This window comes from uncultured Kordia sp. (assembly GCF_947496985.1).
Classification (GTDB): Bacteria; Bacteroidota; Bacteroidia; order Flavobacteriales; family Flavobacteriaceae; genus Kordia.
Window position 1 is genome coordinate 221,140 of record NZ_CANMEZ010000006.1, and the last position, 18,480, is coordinate 239,619.

Genomic DNA, 18,480 nt, shown 5'->3' on the forward strand with positions numbered 1-18,480 from the left:
TCATGGCAAAAGTATTCAGATTATTCAAAGACAGAGATTTACAAGATTGGGAAGACAGAGGCGAAGCGTATGGACCATCAATTATTGAAGATATTAAAAACCCCGATGGTGATTATTCTAAAAATGACCCTACTTCTGTTCCAAGTCCGTTTGCTCGAATTGATTTAGCACGTGCAGCTTTCAAATATGTTGTAGATAGTAAAGATTTTAATGGAACTACCATTTATCACAAATTAGTTTCTGACTGTTTAGATGTTGCCGAATTATTTTTCAATGTTGATAAACTAGGCGACAGAGCGCAAATACTTTCTTGGGATAAAGAAATTGATTTAAACAAACTACTTGAATCTAATAATCCAAAACATCGATTATATGGAGAAACGCTTGATTTATTTCTAAAACAAGATGCACAATCTAATAATTTTGACAAATTAAAGAAATTATATTTCGTTATTTACGATAACAAAATTGTTGGTGGAACATCGCCTACTACACTATTCTTTAGTTCTGCTAATGATTTAAGTTTCGCCAGTATTGATAATGGCAATACTGTTTTGTTTGATAAAAAATTGACGCCGCTCTATCAACGAGATTTAGAATTTCAGAAATATTTATATCTTTTGTTTTCTGCATATCCTGAATTAGCAACTTCGATGCGAGATTTTTCAAGTTATCTAGCAGATAATTTAAAAATACTTGACAACACGAATAATGCTTTGTATAAAGAAATTACCGATTATGAAGCTACAGATGCAAGAGAACTCATCACAATACTTAATAATACGTATGATGCACTTGATACAGGCGCACAAGGTTCAAAATTAGAAGTTTTAGGAAATCCACTTAAAAAAGTAAAAATAGCAGATCGGAAAATTTTAATTGAAGAAAATAGTGAATTTGTCATCAATTCAAACAAATCTGCACTAAAACCATTAGTCTTACAAAATAACTTTTCTGATTCGCTTGTTTACACAGATATCAATGTGTTGTGGAATAGCAATTGGAAAGTTCCGTATCATGACGAACGATCAATGGATGAGCGAACTTTACCCGAACAAATTGATAAGTATCCGTATTTAACAGTAAGTGATTTTCTACAACCGAATTTGATTCGATTAAATTACCCTATTAATAAAGAAAAATACTTTGATGGAAATGTTCGCTATGAAGGTGGCGACCAAACAAAAAGTTTTATACTTCCATTAAAAAATGAATTCTTTAATTATTTTAATACTTCCGATTTACAACGTTCCATGCACGACGGAAAACCAATGTTTGAAATGGTTGTATATCCAAACTCTGTGGAAGTTTATATAAGAATTCCTATAAGAGGAAATGTGTCTGTTAATTATATTACTTTTTGGCGAACTTATGATAATCCTACGGCAAAAGACGATGGAACGTTTGTGACTAAAAAATCTGATATTACTAAGAATAAAGGAAGTGTTACTGAAAATTCTATCTCTTTAGTTGTCTATCCATTCATTAAAGTAAATGATGAAGAAAAATCATTTTATAGGATTATGTTCTTAGATAATGATATTAGTCACAACAAAAAGGATTTAAACTATAATTTGGCTTTCTATAATAATCAAGGTAATAATCCAATTAAACTCAAAGATAAAAAGAATAGAAGTGAAAAATCTGACATCTATATACAGACTGATTTTTACGTATTAGAAAATAAGTTTGACTATATAGAAGTAGGAAATGAAAATTCTTATGGAATAATAATTCCATTATTAATTCAAGTCAGTCAAGGTACAGATTCGTTCTCATTTGCTATAGATTTTGGAACAACTAATACACATATTGAATATAAAATAAATAGTGAAAAAAATATAAAACCTTTAGATATTAACATAAAAGATGTTCAATATGCTACAATGTTTTCTTCTGAAATATTAGGTGATAGTAGATTTTTTGAAGCTAATAATATGTCTGAATTTATTAGACATGAATTATTTCCAAGTTTAATTAATAGTGAATCCGAATTTAATTTTCCAACAAGAACTGTTCTAAATGAAAGTAAAAAACTTAATATCCAAAAATCAACTTACTCATTAGCAGATTTCAATATTCCTTTTGACTATGAAAAGTATGTATCAAAAGATAATTCTGAAATTTCGACAAATCTCAAATGGTCCAATGATGATGAGAATTTAATTAGGATAGAACGATATTTTGAAAACTTATTATTTCTAATTAGAACAAAGATTTTGCGCAATAACGGTAAGCTTAGTAAAACAAAATTAACTTGGTTTTATCCATCTAGCATGTCATCCACAAGACGAGATGATTTAGGGAAATTATGGAATGAATTATTCAAAAAATATATTTCAGAAGATAATATACCGACTGGTCTATCAGAATCTATTGCTCCATATTATTTTTACATGAAAAAAAGAGGGATATCTGCAGCTAATAAACCTGTAGTTGGTATTGATATAGGCGGTGGCACTAGTGATATTGTAATTTATCAAGGGAAGAAACCTATTTTATTATCCTCTGTGCGTTTTGCCGCTAATACCGTATTTGGTGATGCATATGGTAATTCCCCTGAAACTAATGGATTTGTATTGAAGTTCAAAGAACTCTTTTACAATCTACTTGAAACAAATGAATTAAACGACCTATGTGCAGTACTTGAACAAATTAGTCACAAAGAAAAATCTGAAGATATAAGTACCTACTTATTTTCGCTAGAAAACAATAAATCCATTTTAGAAAATAATATACCTATTTCGTATAACCAAAAATTGGTTAAAGACGATGAATTGAAAATAGTTTTTCTTACTTTCTTCGCTTCCATTATGTATCATGTTGCCAAGCTTATGAAGGCTAATGACCTTATAATTCCAAAAAACATAATTTTCAGTGGTACAGGTTCTAAAATGTTGTCCCTTGCTGACGGTAGTGTAGATCATAATAAATTAAAAAAACTTACTGAATTAATCTTTAAAAAAGTTTACAAACATGATGAAATCAGCAAAATAGTAATCGAACAAGACAAAAACCCTAAAGAAATAACTTGTAAAGGAGGCTTGCTTATTGATGTTGATATTGAAGATGTAGAGGATATTAAGACTGTTCTTTTAGGAGATAATGAAAATACTTTAGTTCCAAGAGAATCTTTTAAATATTCAGAAATCGAAAATCATCCAAAACTTGATAATGTAGTTAAAGAAGTTAACAACTTTATAAATATTCTATTTGAAATTCATGAGGATTTTAATTTTTCTAAAAACTTTGGAATAAATGCTAGACATATAGATGACTATAAAGAAATTCTAAAAGATGATCTTATGGGATACCTAAAAGAAGGAATACAAAGTAAGATTGATGAACTTCAAGGAAACACTAAAATTGATATTGAAGAATCGCTTTTCTTTTATCCTTTAGTAGGAGCAATAAATAAACTTGCATATAAAATTTCTCAATATGATGAAAATTAAAACAAAAAAATTCAGATATATAGTTGTTATACTTCTCATTTTTTTTAGCAAATTATTAATAGCTCAGGACAAGAAGGAAGTTGCGTTTGAAAAAGCTATAGATTACTGCGAATGTATGATAACTTATAAATATGTTTCATTATATGCAGAAAAGACTGACGCTACTGAAAATGAAAAAGAAATTTTTACAAATTTCAATAAAGGAGAAATTTGCAAAAATAATCCTATTCCAAATTTAAAATCTTTAATAGTTGATACTGATGGTAAAGGGTTTCCAAGAGGTCTTCCTAAGATTGTAAAAATTACAAATGATATTAAAAAAAATGTTGAGCATATTGATCAATCTAGAGATGATATAATACTGTTGATATTTAATAAATATTTAAATCCAAAAACTGAAAATCTATTTTCCCTTTTTTTTAATGCAAATAATCGAAGAAAGCCTGTTAAAAATCAAATTCTAAATACTCTAAAAAAAGATAGTTTCTTAAATGATATTCTAAAAGATTTTGAAATTAAGACAACTTCTATACCAACTAAAAATAATGATAGTATTATCAATCTAATAAATGACAAGCTATACACCCTAGAAAAATCAATTAAAGAACTAGGTAAAAAGCAGCAAAACATGGAATCCTGCAATCAAATATTTTTTTTCACTACCTTAATTTTTCTCTTAACATCATTCATTTTATCTTTTCTACTTTATAGAATGAGGAAAAAGATAAAAAATAAAAAAACTAGTTTGAGTAAATTAACTACTAATCAACTATCGGAAGAAGAGATTAATTTAAAACTTGAAGAACGAATTTCAATGATTACAGAAAAAAAATTATTGGATCTTGAGGAAAAATTAAAAAATATAATAGAAACTAAAAAATCAGTAAAAACAGAGCATGATTACAATAACGAAGTAAAAGATTCAGATAGTCCAAAGAAAACTATTAGAGATAATGAAACTAAAACCGACAGCTTTAATACATCTATAAATGTAAGTCAAGATATTCTCTATGCTCCTAGTCCCAATAAAGATGGAAGTTTTGATGCTTCTGTGGTAGTAGAAACTGAAAATCCATCTAAAAGCTTTTATAAGCTATATCTTTTTGAAAATAGTAAAACAGCTAAGTTTGAATTCTTGAATACAGAGAGAGCTGTAAGAGTTGCTGCTAGTTCATATGAAATGATTATCAAACCATTATGTAAAGTTAAAGGCAGTATAAATTCTAACGCAAAAAAGATCTATACATCAGAAAAAGGTATTCTTATAAAAAGAGGTGACAACTGGGTTTTAGATAAAAAAGCTGAGATTAAATATGAATAGTAGTGGCATCAACTATATCACCATATTTGAAACTGTCTTAATTGTAGGTATTATTTTCTACCAATTAGTGGAAGCCTATCGTGTGCGTAAAAAAATCAACGGTTTTTCCAAACTGATTCCAGCGAAGAATTCCCTCTCGGTAAAACAACTTTCTATTTTAAAAAATGAAGATTCAGCTAGCATTAATATCAGTCAACTAAATTCTACAACAAGTAGTAATCCAGTTTTTAAAGAAATACTAAATGATATTAATTCTTATTTAAGAAAACATCATGAAGTTGCTACTGATTTTGACAGTCTAAAAGATATTACCGAACGTCATTTAGAAACCGAAGACGAAGCCATTCAACAAACTTTGAGTATTCCACTCTATTTGGGATTAATGGGAACTATTCTCGGAATTATTTTTGGTTTGGCAAATTTATTTTTTGTTTCTAATAGTGAAAATGATTTCGAAATACAAGGTTTCTTAATAGGTGTTGCCATTGCCATGTGCGCAAGTTTAATTGGATTGGCAGTTACTGTATTTAATTCAAATTACGTATATAAAAAAGCACGTATAAAGTTTGACAAAGCGAAAAATCAGTTTTATAATTTTATTCAAATTAAACTGCTTTCACAAGAAGACCAAAAAGTTTCTGCTGATGTCATCACAATACATAATAGTATTACTGATTTCAATACTAATTTTTCAACAAACATTGAGAATCTTGGAAAAATCTTATTGAAAAATTATGATGCCGTCATTGCGCAGGATGAAATCTTATCTAAACTAGAAAAAGTAGACATTTATAAATTTGCGGAAGCGAACGCAATCATTTTTAGAGAACTCAAAGAAGGTGCAACTGAATTTCAGCAACTAAATTCAAATGTAAAAACGTTAAACACTTCTATACAAGGAACTACAGAACTTACGTTCGCATTCAATGCACTCTTACAAAAAACGAATAATTTCGAAGCACTCGCCGAAAAACTAGATCAAGGAGTTCAAAAAAGTAACGAACTAGGGCATTTTTTACAGAACCATTTTACAGTCATAGAACAACGTGGGGAAATTTTAGACGATGCTGTCAAAGATTATGATGATATGTTAGTCAAATCATTGGTAGCATTACGAAAATATACGGAAGAAAGTATCGAATCCATTAAAACAGTCATAAAAAAAGAAGAAGATTTGTTAGCCAAGTCTTTTGAACAGTATAGTAGTGAACTATCTTACTTACCATTGCTAAATGATCTAACAGAGAAATCGGATGAACTAAAAAATACATTCGCTACTAAACTTGAAAATAATGAAAAAGTATTAGAAACCATTTTGGTGGAGTTGAAAAAAACTAATGATACTAAAGATGAAAATAATATAGAATCACTTACTGAAAATTTCAAAAAACAATCAGAAGATTTGAGAATTGAGTTATCAAATAAACTTGAACGAAATGAGAAGGTTTTGGAAGCTATTTTGGAGGAGTTGAAAAAAAATTATTCACAAAATAAAAAAATAAACAATAACAAAGCTACAGAAGGTACAGAAGGTACTAAAAACGAAAAAAGTGATAAGAATAAAGTAGTTGATAAGAATATTTTTACACAATTTAAAAAATGGTGGTTTAGAAAAGATGATTGATTTAATATTAGATAACATTTCGTACATATCATTGATTATAACTTTATTATTACTATTAATTTATAGCTTTTTGAAACAAAAATTTAATTTAATAGTGATTACCACAAAAGATATTCTACCTAAAGTTTTAGGAAGTTTTTTAGTAATTTTTATAGCTTTGATTGCCATAATATTTAGTATACATGCCGATGTTTTCTCTAGCTATGACAAACATAATACTAATTCTAAACCACAATATGATTGGTTTAACATATCTAATGTAATAAACTTTCCATACGATCAGTATGAAATCAATATTGATAACAACTACCCTAAGACCATTTTAAACTTGAATAAAGAATTTAAAGATAAAAAGACAAGGAAAGTTACAATTATTTTAGATAGAACTGGGTCTTTGATTAAAAAAGAAAAAAAAACACAATACAGGAGAAATTTAAAAGAGAAATTATTACAAATCCTGTATATGAAAGTAGAAAAAAAATGTTTTAATGACACTAAATTCTTAAAGGTTGAAGATCTATTTCTTTTAACTGCTTTAAGTAAAATAAGCGATGATGCAACGAGTTTTGAAAAAACTATTGTACAAGTTGTTATATATACTGGATTTGATTTGGAAAAAAGTAAAAAAGAATCTGGAACATTTTATGAGATACCAATAAAACATCTAGATATAAATGAAGTTCCTTTGCTAACTGTTTTTAAAGATATTATTAAAGAATTAAGAATAATAAACAAACAAAAAACTATTATTGCTGGGAGAGATACTAATTTCTCCGATTTAGCCGAAGTATTAAGCCATGAAATTTTCCTAAACAGATACAAATACAAAAATTACAATCATAAAAGTCTTATCATTCTTAGTGATTTTGTACATGAAGAAGAATCAGGAGCTTATTTTTACGAAGTGGTTCAACATTTAGGGAAAATTAATAATTTGGTTAATCAAGTAAATCTAGTTTCATTTAATCCTCCAAATATAGACAAAATTGGAATCGCAAAAAAAACTAAAAATATCTTTAGAAAGACATTTAACGATTTATATTTTTATGAGTTTGAAGAATATTTAAATTCTGAAATCCCCAATCATGAACAAATTAATAGAATGTTTAGCTCTACAATTGACGATACTGAACCTTTGATTTTGTATCATTCTTTTAACAATGAAAGCTATAAATATGACTATGCAGGTCAGATTAAGATTGAAAATTTATATTCAAAATCAGTTATACTAAATTATGGAAACAGAATAAAACCTAATAATTATGTTGGTGAATACAATTATTTAAAAATAAAAAATAAAAATAATTACAGAAAAATTTATCCTTTTCAAGCTACAAAAATTGATTCAGATGAAACCTATGAAATTCATTTTACATACAACGGAAAGAGTAATAAAAATATTTTTTTAGAACTTAACTCACCAGAGAAAACAAAGATTATAAGAAAACAAATATTATTGAGACCTGTACTACCAAAAACCTCTTGTATATATTTGATTTGTTTATATTTTCTAGCAAATTCTTTATTAATAACTATAAGTATCTATTATATAACAATTATGATTGTAAGTTATTGTACAACCGCTAAAAAAAATAATGGTTTTAAAGTATTCATCATTATACCATTATTTTTTTTAATTTTCTTTTTATTTAAAACAAGTTTAATAGATAGCTTTTCCAATTTATTTGCTATTCAAGAATTAAAAATTAAACTCATTGTTATATTAATTAGTTTGTTTATTATTCCATTATTTATATTTTCATATAATTCCAAAAACTATATTATAGAAAAATGAAAAAATCCAATAAAAACCTTTTTTGGATAAGCTTCGCCGACCTCATGACTAGCCTGTTTTTTATTGTATTGGTTTTGTATGTGCTAACATTTGTAATTTTAAAAAAGAAAGAACGCACTTTAGAAGATAATTTACTGAGTTTACAAAGTGAAAGAGCTAAGAATATAGAAATGACAGAAAAAGCCCTTAAAAGCGAAGAAAAACTAAAAATTAGTAATGATAGCCTTAAACAAGTTCTCAAGGTTTTTGATTTAGTAGAAGAAAATTTAAAACCGCTTAAGAGTAATTCAAGCTTATTCAAATATGAAAAAAAATACAAACGATTTACACTCGCTTTTGATGTAAACTTTAAAACTAGTAGAAATGGCATTAATAGATACGATCTGGAAAATTTTAATAAAACTCGAAACAAAATTCGAAATGTTGGCTATGAGTTACAAAAAGTCATTCGACAATTATCCGAGAAAAAAAATCAAAGTAAAGATTTAAAAGATGTCTCGTATTTATTAATTATTTCAGGCTATGCTTCGCACTTAAAAATAGGTAATGAACAGTCAGATTACGCGTTGAGTTACAGCAGAGCATTTAATTTATGGAAATACTGGAAAAATATCGGAATTGATTTTGAAACTAAACAATATAAAGAATTAATAGATCTACAAATATCAGGAAATGGTTGGGGCGGCGTTGGTCGTAATGAATATGATGAGCGAAAAAATCAACGCTTTATTATTCAAATCGTTCCTAAAATTGGTGATACCGAAAATTCAGAAGAAAAAAGTCCTTAAAAAACTAAAAATCCCAAAACTGAATAGCTTTGAGATTTTTATAATTATATATTTTTCTAAGAGAACCTACTCTCCCATAAGTTCCATTAATTTTGCGGAAACTCGTTTGTATGTTCCATCTTCTAAACGCTTACGAATAGCCGAGAATGCTACTAACGTCTCTTCAACATCTTGTAATGTATGTGATGCTGTAGGAATCATTCTTAATAAGATTAATCCTTTAGGAATTACTGGATATACCACAATTGAACAGAAGATTCCGTGATTTTCACGCAAATCTTTTACTAACGCCATTGCTTCCGGAATACTTCCTTTTAAGTATACAGGAGTTACACAACTTTTAGTAGTTCCAATATCAAAACCTCTTTCTTTTAACCCACTTTGTAATGCATTAACTATTTTCCAAAGGTTTTGTTTTAACTCAGGCATTGTGCGCAACATATCTAAACGTTTTAACGCACCTACAACCAATTGCATTTGCAATGATTTTGCAAACATTTGTGAACGTAAGTTGTATTTTAAGTAATCAATGATTTCTTTATCAGCTGCAATGAATGCTCCAGTACTTGCCATTGATTTTGCGAAAGTTGCAAAGTATACGTCTATTTCATCTTGAACACCTTGTTCTTGTCCTGCTCCGGCACCTGTCGCGCCAAGCGTACCAAAACCGTGTGCATCGTCTACAAACAAACGGAAGTTATATTTTTTCTTTAAAGCTACTATTTCTTTTAATTTTCCTTGTTCTCCACGCATTCCAAATACACCTTCAGAGATCACTAAGATTCCTCCACCTGTTTGTTCAGCCATCTTCGTAGCTCTTACTAAGTTTTTTTCTAAACTTTCAATATCATTATGCTTAAACGTGAAACGTTTTCCCATGTGTAAGCGTACACCATCAATAATACATGCATGTGAATCTACATCATACACAATAATATCATCTTTTGAAACTAACGCATCTACTGTAGACACCATTCCTTGATATCCAAAGTTTAATAAGTATGTTGCTTCTTTTCCAACAAATTCTGCTAATTCATTTTGAAGTTGCTCGTGTAAATCTGTATGTCCAGACATCATACGAGCTCCCATAGGATATGCAGAACCATATGCAGCAGCAGCTTCCGCATCTACTTTACGAACTTCTGGATGATTTGCTAATCCTAAATAATCATTGATACTCCAAGTGATCACGTCTTTTCCTTGGAACTTCATTCGATTAGAGATTTCACCTTCTAATTTTGGGAATACAAAGTATCCTTCTGCTTGTGAAGCCCATTTTCCTAGTGGTCCTTTATCTCTGTATATTTTAGCAAATAAATCCTTCATTCTATCTAAGTTTTTCTTTATGAATCAATTCGGGTTATTGTAGTAATTTAAGAAGTTTTCCGAAAACTTCAACGGCAAAAATAAATATTTTTACGTGGCAATCATAATTATTATACTTTTATGTTGAGTTGATAGTATTTTATGATATATTTTGAAGATATTTCTGTATATGAAAACAAAAAGCAACATATTTGCTAATATGCTGCTTTTTAATATGTTATAATTTTGAAATATGTTTATTTTATGTATTCAATTTTTTGTGCTTCTTCTAAATTTTTACTGTCAAAAAATCCTTGTGAGCTCATCCATTCGTCACTATATACTTTACTCATGTATCTTGAACCATGATCTGGAAAGATTACAATGACATTACTATTTTCATCAAATTCCCCTTCTTCTGCTAGATGTTCTATGGCTTGCATTGCTGCTCCACTTGTATATCCTACGAAAAGTCCTTCTGTTTTTGAAATTTCACGTGCTTTGTGTGCGCTTTCTTCATCTTTTACTTTGACAAATTTATCAATAACATCAAAATCTGTCGCAGTTGGAATTAAGTTTTTCCCTAATCCTTCTATTCTGTATGGATAGATTTCATTTGAATCAAATTCGCGTGTTTCATGATATTTTTTCAATACTGATCCATAAGCATCAACTCCTAAAACACGAATATTTGGATTTTGCTCTTTTAAGTATTTTGCTGTTCCTGAGATGGTTCCTCCTGTTCCGCTACATGCTACAAAGTGCGTGATTTGTCCGTTTGTTTGTTTCCAAATTTCAGGACCTGTTGTTTTGTAATGCGCATCAATATTTAATTGATTAAAGTATTGATTAATGTATACAGAACCTTTTGTTTCTTCATGCATACGTTTTGCAACTTGATAGTACGAACGTGGATCGTCTGCACTTACATGCGCTGGGCATACATAGACTTTAGCGCCCATAGAACGCAACATGTCAATTTTATCTTTTGATGATTTAGAACTTACTGCTAAAATACATTCGTATCCTTTAATGATACTTACCATTGCAATACTAAATCCTGTATTACCTGAAGTTGTTTCAATAATTGTATCACCTGGTTTGATGATACCTTGCCTTTCAGCTTCTTCAATTATATATAAAGCAATTCTATCTTTGGTTGAATGTCCCGGATTGAATGCCTCTACTTTTGCATAGAAATTTCCTTTGATGTTTTTTGTGATGTGATTCAACTTTATCAAAGGTGTATTCCCAATAAGTTCGAGGACATTATCAAAAGCATTAATTTGTTGTTCCATAAAGACTATTATGTTGACAGGGTTTTATTTATGTAAGTTTTGAAAAAACACAAAACCTTGCAAATTTAAGTTAAATTTTTTAATTACTCTTTTATATTTTCTAAGTCTAGCAAAAATGCGTATTCTTCGGCCACTTCTTTGAGTGCTTCAAAGCGTCCAGATGCGCCTCCATGACCTGCATCCATGTTTGTATGCAAGAGCAAAATATTATCATCAGTTTTTAATTCTCTAAGCTTTGCAACCCACTTTGCAGGTTCCCAATATTGCACTTGCGAATCGTGTAAACCAGTAGTTACTAACATATTCGGATATGCAGCTGCTGCAACATTATCATAAGGTGAATATGATTTCATGTAATCGTAAGATTCTTTTTCGTTAGGATTTCCCCATTCATCATACTCTCCAGTAGTAAGCGGAATGCTATCATCTAACATCGTGGTTACTACATCAACAAACGGAACTGATGCAATGACTCCATTGTATAATTCCGGATTCATGTTTACAATAGCGCCCATTAGTAATCCTCCTGCGCTTCCGCCAGAAGCATATAAATGTTCCGGAGATGTATATTTTTGTTCGATTAGATATTTTGAACAATCAATAAAATCTGTAAATGTATTTTTCTTAGCCATTAATTTTCCATCATCATACCAATTTCTACCTAAGTATTCTCCGCCACGAACATGTGCAATTACAAAAATAAATCCTCTATCGAGTAGACTTAATCTTGCTGAAGAAAAATAAGGATCTATTGTGGAACCATATGAACCATACGCATATTGTAATACTGGATTACTACCATCTTTTTTGATTCCTTTTCGGTAGATTACTGACATTGGCACTTTTATTCCATCTGCAGCAGTAGCCCATAAACGTTCAGAAGTATAGTTATCTTTATCAAATTTTCCTCCTAATACTTCTTGTTCTTTTTTGACTTCTTTGGCTTTTGTAACCATATTAAAATCAATGACAGAAGCTGGTGTCGTCATTGAATTGTATGAATATCGTAAGATTTCGGTATCAAAATCTACATTTATATTTGGATTTGCTGTGTATGTTTCATTATCAAATGGTAAGTAATAATCATCTTTTCCGTCCCAGCGAATGATTCGAATTTTGTTTAAACCATTATCACGCTCGCTTACTACAAGAAAATCTTTAAAGATATCTACATCTTCTATCAAAACTTCTGGACGATGTTTTATGATATCTTCCCAATTGTCCATTCCTGTTTTGTTTTCAAGCGTTTTTGAGAGTTTAAAGTTTGTAGCTTGGTCTTTATTACTTAATATGTAAAAATGATCTTTATAATGCGCTATACTATATTCTAAACCACGAACACGCTCTTGAAATATTCTAAACTCTCCATCAGGATTGTCAGCTTCTAATACTCTGTATTCAGAAGATAATGTACTGTAAGAACCAATAACAAGATATTTTCTAGATTTTGATTTGTATACAAATGTTATATAGGTTTCATCTTTTTCATGAAATATAACTTCATCATTCGCAACATTCTCTCCAATTTTGTGCTTGAATATTTTTTCAGAACGAAGCGTTTGTTCGTCTTTGTTTGCATAAAATAATGTTTTATTATCTGCTGCCCAAGTAGAACTTCCTGTAGTGTTTTCTATACGTTCTTTATAAATTTCTCCAGTTTCAAGGTTTTTGATATGAATGGTATATTGTCGTCTACTCACTGTATCCACTCCAAAAGCTGCAAGTTTGTTATCTGGACTAATATTGATTCCTGTTAACTTGTAATAAGAATGTCCTTCTGCCATTTCATTTACATCAAATAAAATTTCTTCTGGCGCGTCTAATGTTTCTTTTCTTCGTGTATGAATTGGATAATCTTTGCCTTCTTCATATTTGCGTACATACCAATATCCGTTTAATTTGTAAGGAACTGAAGCATCATCTTCTTTGATTCTTCCCTTTAATTCTTCAAATAAATTTTTCTGAAAATCCTTGGTATGTGCTGTCATTTCATCATTATAAACATTTTCAGCTTCTAGGTATGAAATTACCTCAGGATTTTCTCTATCATTTAACCAATAATAATCGTCAATTCTTACGTCTCCATGTTTTTCAAGTTTTGTAGGTTTCTTGGCAACTGTAGGTACTGATAAGCTATTTTTCATTTCTTGTATATTCTGTTTGCAGGAATTTATGAGTATTATACTGAATAACAGTATAATTGTATTTTTTTTCATCAGAAAGGTATGTTAAAAGTCTACAATTTAATAATTTTGTAAAAATTAACCTTTTAATTATTTATAAATGTTTGGAGATTTAATGGGAATGATGGGGAAACTTAAAGAAACCCAAAAGAAAGTAGAAGAAACGAAACAACGATTACATTCAGTTTTGATTGACGAGAAAAGCTCGGATAACCTTCTAAATGTGACAGTTACTGCAAATAGAGCTATTAAATCTATTACAATTGCTGACGAATTATTAGAAGATAAAGAGCAATTGGAAGACTATTTAATTTTAACATTAAATAAAGCAATTACACGTGCTGGAGAAGTTCATGAAACTGAAGTTTCTGCAGTAGCCAAAGATGGTATGCCAAATATCCCTGGTATGGACATGTTTTCGTAAGTATAAAAACATATCATTTTCAAAGAAAGAGTTACTGTAAAAAGTAGCTCTTTTTTTGTTTGGGAAATAAAAATAGTGTCCTCGAAAACTTTATAACTATTTTGAAGGATTGAGCCTGTACATTTAGACAAATAACTAAATTATTTCAAAATTTTAATTATGAAAAAACAAAATTTCCTCAAAAATTACAACTTCACAAACACGTAATTCCTAGTCTTAAATCAAGTACACTTGTTGGTAGAAGACCGACTTGGTGGAATTCATTGCAGTAACTTGTGCTTCTATTAATGCAAGACATGCTCTGTGTCCTGCGTCTTTAGAAACTGATATGTGTCTGCATCTATAGGCTGTGAACCTCCAACAAAACAAAACTGCCCTACTTTATATGTTACATGTTAAGTAGTTCGTTTAATTATTTTTAGTTAATAAAAGTATCGTAAGATGATTGAAAGTGTTTTTTAATCATCTTTTTTTATTTCAGAAATTGAAATCTCCTTTTCAGAAAGTAACACAAAACTGTTGTTATAAATGATCTTAAGTTTAATCTGTCGACAAAGAAATCATTAACAGTAAAATTATTTATTATGAAAAAAAGAAGTATCAAAAATTTAGCATTGAACAAAGAATCAATTTCAAATATCCAATCTGCAATTTTTGGTGGAGATGCATGTTCTTCAGACACTAAAACAACAGCTGGAGCTGATCCATTTACGACATCAATTGTATCAGATGGTCCATTACCAATTACTGCAGATGTTAAAGATTGTCCAAACAACACGCTAGCGAAAGGATGTGAATCTTTAAACGTACCTTGCGAAACATTATTTTGTTAAAAAAATAAACTTCGTTTAACATAAAAAAAGGGAAGCCAATTGGCTTCCCTTTTCTATGAATTTATCTTAATTTAAAAGCTTAGTTCTTTTGATCTAAAACTCTAAATTGTGTTCTTCTGTTTGCCAAGTGCTCTCTTTCTGTACAAGAAACACCATCTTTACATCTGTTTAATAATCTTCTTTCACCGTATCCGTTAGAAACAATTTTACTAGCATTGATTCCTTTAGAGATTAAGTAGTTTGTTACTGCTTGTGCTCTTCTTTGAGATAAAGCCTCGTTACTAGAAGCTGTTCCTCTTGAATCTGTGTGAGAAGCGATCTCTACAGAAACTCCACTCTGTAATACAGGTAATAATTTCTGATCAATTTCACGCTTAGCAGCTGCAGTTAACGTTGCACTACCTAAGTTCCAGTTAATGTTAAGGTTGTTGTAAGTTAATAGTTTACAATCAACTTCTTTCCAAGTAGTTAATCCACCTTTCTTAGTTAACACTTCTTTAGTAACTGTTTTAAATACAGCAGGAACTTCAGTTGTTACAACACTAGCATCTTCAACTAACTTTGTAGTTTTTAATGTAGTTTGTTTTTGAGCAACATCAATTGTTCTTGTTGTTGGAGGCGTTGTCATTACTGTTTTCTTGTAAGTTTTGCTTACAGAAGGAATGTCTTCTACACGAGTAGACTCATTAGTAATGATCGTTTTCTTAACAGTTTCAGTAACCGCAGGAATTTCAACACGTTCCGTAGTTGGAGGTGTTACCATTACTCTTCTCTTCATTGTTTTTCTAACTTCTGGCACATCAATAACTCTTGTAGTTGGAGGTGTTACCATTACTGTTTTCTTAACAGTTTTTGTTTCAGCAGGAATAGAAATTACTCTTGTAGTAGGTGGCGTTACCATAATTGTTCTTGTATATGTTGCTTCACCACATGGTTTTCCACCATTGTTACTTGGGTCACAATCAGGAGTTGCCGTAGACGATGCGTCAGCAGCTAAACGTTTTACAGGAATCGTTACATTCTGTGCTGGAATAGCTTTGTAACACCAATATCTACAATCATCAGGATTAGAAGAATTACAGTCAGCTGGAGGAATTTCACTCATTTGCCATTGTGCAGCAGCTGGCTTTACCTCAACAGTTTCAAAATCACTTGTAAATGATGCTGGGACAACAGATACAGTAGATCCATACTCTCTTTTCTTGTACGTTACCGTCTCAGTTCCCCATTCTGCAGGAACAACTTCTAAACGTTGTGATGCTTCTTTAGTTGTAATAACTACATCTCTTGTTTCATACACTGCTGGAATAATTTCCACTTTTTGGTATGCAGGTCTTGTTACTACATCAAATGTTCTAGTTTCGTAAACCGCTGGAACAATGTTTAATCTGTAACTAGCTTCCTTTACCACTACTGTTTCAGTATCTCTGCTTGATTGAGATGGGACTTTTACTAAGCGTTGAGAAGCTTCTTTAGTAACTACTTCAAAAGATTCTGTTCCGTACTCTGCAGGAACTACTGCAAGTTTCTGACCTGATACTTTAGAAATAACTGTTTCTTTATCTGATCTGTACTTTGCAGGAACAGCTTTTAATTTCTTGTAAGCTGGTGATACCATAACTTGTACTTCTTGATTTTCGTACACATCAGGAGTAACACAGCGAACATAACATTTTCCAGGCTCGGGATTTGTTGGTAAGTCTTGACCAAAAGCAAAAGAACCAAAGGCTAAAGCTAAGCCAAATAATAGTTTTTTTCTCATGTTTTTAATGATTAATTATTAATTGTTGTTATTATTTCTTACAAGATACAAATTTATTGATTTGTAAAACGAATCTGTTATTACAATGTTATGCACACATAATATTTAGTTTAAATACCTCTAATTATCGATTAAGTGCATTTTTTCAGGAAAATTCCTGTGTATCCATTTTGAATTGCTTCAAATAGCATTTCTTTTCCAATAATTTTTTGATATATTTACTACATATAACTAAATCTCTAATAACTATGTTTGAAATATTTCAAAGTGAAAACAACAGTAAGTTTTACTTCAATCTAAAAGCAAAAAATGGACAAATTATCATGTCAAGTCAAGGATATGCTGATAAAAGTGGTGCTAAAAATGGTGTAGAATCTTGCAAAAAGAACTCTACCGACGATGGGAAATTTGAACGTAAAACTGCTAAAAATGGAAAATTTCATTTTAATTTAAAAGCAGGAAACGGTCAAATTATAGGTAGCAGTCAAATGTATGCTAGTGAAGCAGGAATGGAAAATGGAATTGAATCAGTTAAAAAGAATGCTGGAAGTGCTGAAGTAAAAGACTTAACAGAGTAGACAACACACAGAACATATAAAAAAAGCAACTCAATTGAGTTGCTTTTTTTATGCTTTATAATACGTTTTGAATTATTTTTAAAAATTCTTGATGCATCTCAGTGGTATAATCTAAATGTGTAACTATACGCAGCTTCCCACTTCCCATTCCAATTAAATCAATTCCTAATTTTTCTAATTTATTTAAGAAATTTTGTTCATCAATATCATCTTGTAGATAAAAAATAATGATATTAGTATCAATAGGTTCAACACTTTTGATAATAGCTAAACCTTCTAAAGTTTTTCCTATTTCTTTTGCTTTTGCATGATCTTCCGCCAAACGATCCACATGATTATCTAAAGCATATGTTCCGGCTGCAGCTAAATATCCTGCTTGACGCATTCCACCACCCAAAATTTTACGAATTCGTAAGGCTTTATGAATCGTTTCTGCATCTGCAACTAACACAGATCCTACAGGACAACCCAATCCTTTTGACAAACAAACAGAAATAGTATCAAAGAGTTTCCCATACTGTTCAGGTGTCTCTCCCTTTTCTACTAATGCATTCCACAAGCGAGCGCCATCTAAATGAAAACCTAAATCATGTTCGCGGGCAACAGCATGAATTTTTTCAATCTCATTAAAATCCCAACAAGCGCCTCCTCCTCTATTTGCCGTATTCTCTAATGCTATTAAAGAAGTTAATGGACTGTGATAAAAATCTGGTGGATTTATTACTGCTTTTGCTTGTGCAGCTGTAAACATTCCGCGGTGTCCATCAATCAATTTACACGATGCGCCACTATTAAAACTAACGCCGCCACCTTCATAATTATAAATGTGTGCGTCTTTATCACAAATTACTTGATCACCTGGGTTTGTATGTATTTTAATAGCTGTCTGATTTGCCATTGTTCCACTTGGGAAAAACAACGCAGCTTCCTTGCCAAACATTTCAGCTACTTTTTGCTCCAAATGATTAATAGATTCATCTTTCTTAAAAACATCATCTCCTACTTTAGCTTCAAACATTGCTTTGAGCATTTGTGGAGTCGGTTTGGTTACCGTATCGCTTATTAAATTAATTCGCATTTTTCTTGAATAGGTTTTGGGTGTTTGGTTATCTGC

The 18,480-nt window shown here is 30.4% G+C and carries 13 protein-coding genes; 8 read left to right on the top strand and 5 right to left on the bottom strand.

Annotation, left to right across the window (positions count from 1 at the left end; all coding sequences use genetic code 11):
* The first annotated feature begins 2 nt into the window (after window positions 1-2).
* From Q0828_RS16525 to Q0828_RS16545, 5 genes are all read left to right on the top strand, one after another.
* On the top strand, window positions 3-3,455 hold the full coding sequence (locus Q0828_RS16525; protein ID WP_298423530.1) for a cell division protein FtsA: 3,453 nt from the start codon (window positions 3-5) through the stop codon (window positions 3,453-3,455).
* Window positions 3,442-4,776 (top strand): hypothetical protein, encoded by a 1,335-nt coding sequence (locus Q0828_RS16530; protein ID WP_298423533.1) that lies wholly within the window; start codon window positions 3,442-3,444, stop codon window positions 4,774-4,776. Before Q0828_RS16525 ends, Q0828_RS16530 begins: the two co-directional genes overlap by 14 nt.
* The gene (locus Q0828_RS16535) at window positions 4,769-6,400 is read left to right on the top strand and encodes a MotA/TolQ/ExbB proton channel family protein (RefSeq protein WP_298423536.1); all 1,632 of its coding nucleotides are present in this window, start codon (window positions 4,769-4,771) and stop codon (window positions 6,398-6,400) included. The genes Q0828_RS16530 and Q0828_RS16535 overlap by 8 nt, the downstream gene beginning before the upstream one ends.
* A 70-nt stretch (window positions 6,401-6,470) precedes the next feature.
* Complete coding sequence (locus tag Q0828_RS16540; RefSeq protein WP_298423539.1) at window positions 6,471-8,195, top strand: hypothetical protein; 1,725 nt, start codon at window positions 6,471-6,473, stop codon at window positions 8,193-8,195.
* Between the two features lie 44 nt (window positions 8,196-8,239).
* Window positions 8,240-8,983 (top strand): hypothetical protein, encoded by a 744-nt coding sequence (locus tag Q0828_RS16545; protein ID WP_298423542.1) that lies wholly within the window; start codon window positions 8,240-8,242, stop codon window positions 8,981-8,983.
* 66 nt (window positions 8,984-9,049) lie between these two features.
* Here Q0828_RS16545 and Q0828_RS16550 read toward each other — a convergent pair whose 3' ends face one another.
* From Q0828_RS16550 to Q0828_RS16560, 3 genes are all read right to left on the bottom strand, one after another.
* Entirely contained in the window at window positions 9,050-10,309 is a 1,260-nt protein-coding gene (locus Q0828_RS16550; protein ID WP_298423545.1) for an aminotransferase class I/II-fold pyridoxal phosphate-dependent enzyme, read from the bottom strand.
* 236 nt (window positions 10,310-10,545) lie between these two features.
* Entirely contained in the window at window positions 10,546-11,586 is a 1,041-nt protein-coding gene (locus Q0828_RS16555; protein WP_298423548.1) for a cysteine synthase family protein, read from the bottom strand.
* A gap of 83 nt (window positions 11,587-11,669) precedes the next feature.
* On the bottom strand, window positions 11,670-13,730 hold the full coding sequence (locus Q0828_RS16560) for a S9 family peptidase (RefSeq protein ID WP_298423551.1): 2,061 nt from the start codon (window positions 13,728-13,730) through the stop codon (window positions 11,670-11,672).
* Between the two features lie 139 nt (window positions 13,731-13,869).
* On the opposite strand from Q0828_RS16560, the gene Q0828_RS16565 reads away from it, so the two are divergent.
* Both Q0828_RS16565 and Q0828_RS16570 read left to right on the top strand, forming a co-directional pair.
* The gene (locus tag Q0828_RS16565) at window positions 13,870-14,193 is read left to right on the top strand and encodes a YbaB/EbfC family nucleoid-associated protein (protein WP_298423553.1); all 324 of its coding nucleotides are present in this window, start codon (window positions 13,870-13,872) and stop codon (window positions 14,191-14,193) included.
* 584 nt (window positions 14,194-14,777) lie between these two features.
* Window positions 14,778-15,026 (top strand): hypothetical protein, encoded by a 249-nt coding sequence (locus Q0828_RS16570; RefSeq protein ID WP_298423556.1) that lies wholly within the window; start codon window positions 14,778-14,780, stop codon window positions 15,024-15,026.
* A 79-nt stretch (window positions 15,027-15,105) separates the two neighbouring features.
* On the opposite strand, the gene Q0828_RS16575 is transcribed toward Q0828_RS16570, so the two are convergent.
* A complete protein-coding gene (locus tag Q0828_RS16575; protein WP_298423558.1) occupies window positions 15,106-16,788 on the bottom strand; it encodes an OmpA family protein in 1,683 nt (560 codons plus the stop codon).
* 248 nt (window positions 16,789-17,036) lie between these two features.
* Between Q0828_RS16575 and Q0828_RS16580 the strand changes: the two genes are divergently transcribed.
* Complete coding sequence (locus tag Q0828_RS16580; protein ID WP_298423560.1) at window positions 17,037-17,366, top strand: YegP family protein; 330 nt, start codon at window positions 17,037-17,039, stop codon at window positions 17,364-17,366.
* 55 nt (window positions 17,367-17,421) lie between these two features.
* Here the strand turns inward: Q0828_RS16580 and Q0828_RS16585 are convergent, their stop codons facing one another.
* Window positions 17,422-18,444: a GntG family PLP-dependent aldolase gene (locus tag Q0828_RS16585; protein ID WP_298423563.1), complete on the bottom strand. Its 1,023-nt coding sequence runs from the start codon at window positions 18,442-18,444 to the stop codon at window positions 17,422-17,424.
* Window positions 18,445-18,480 lie beyond the last annotated feature (36 nt).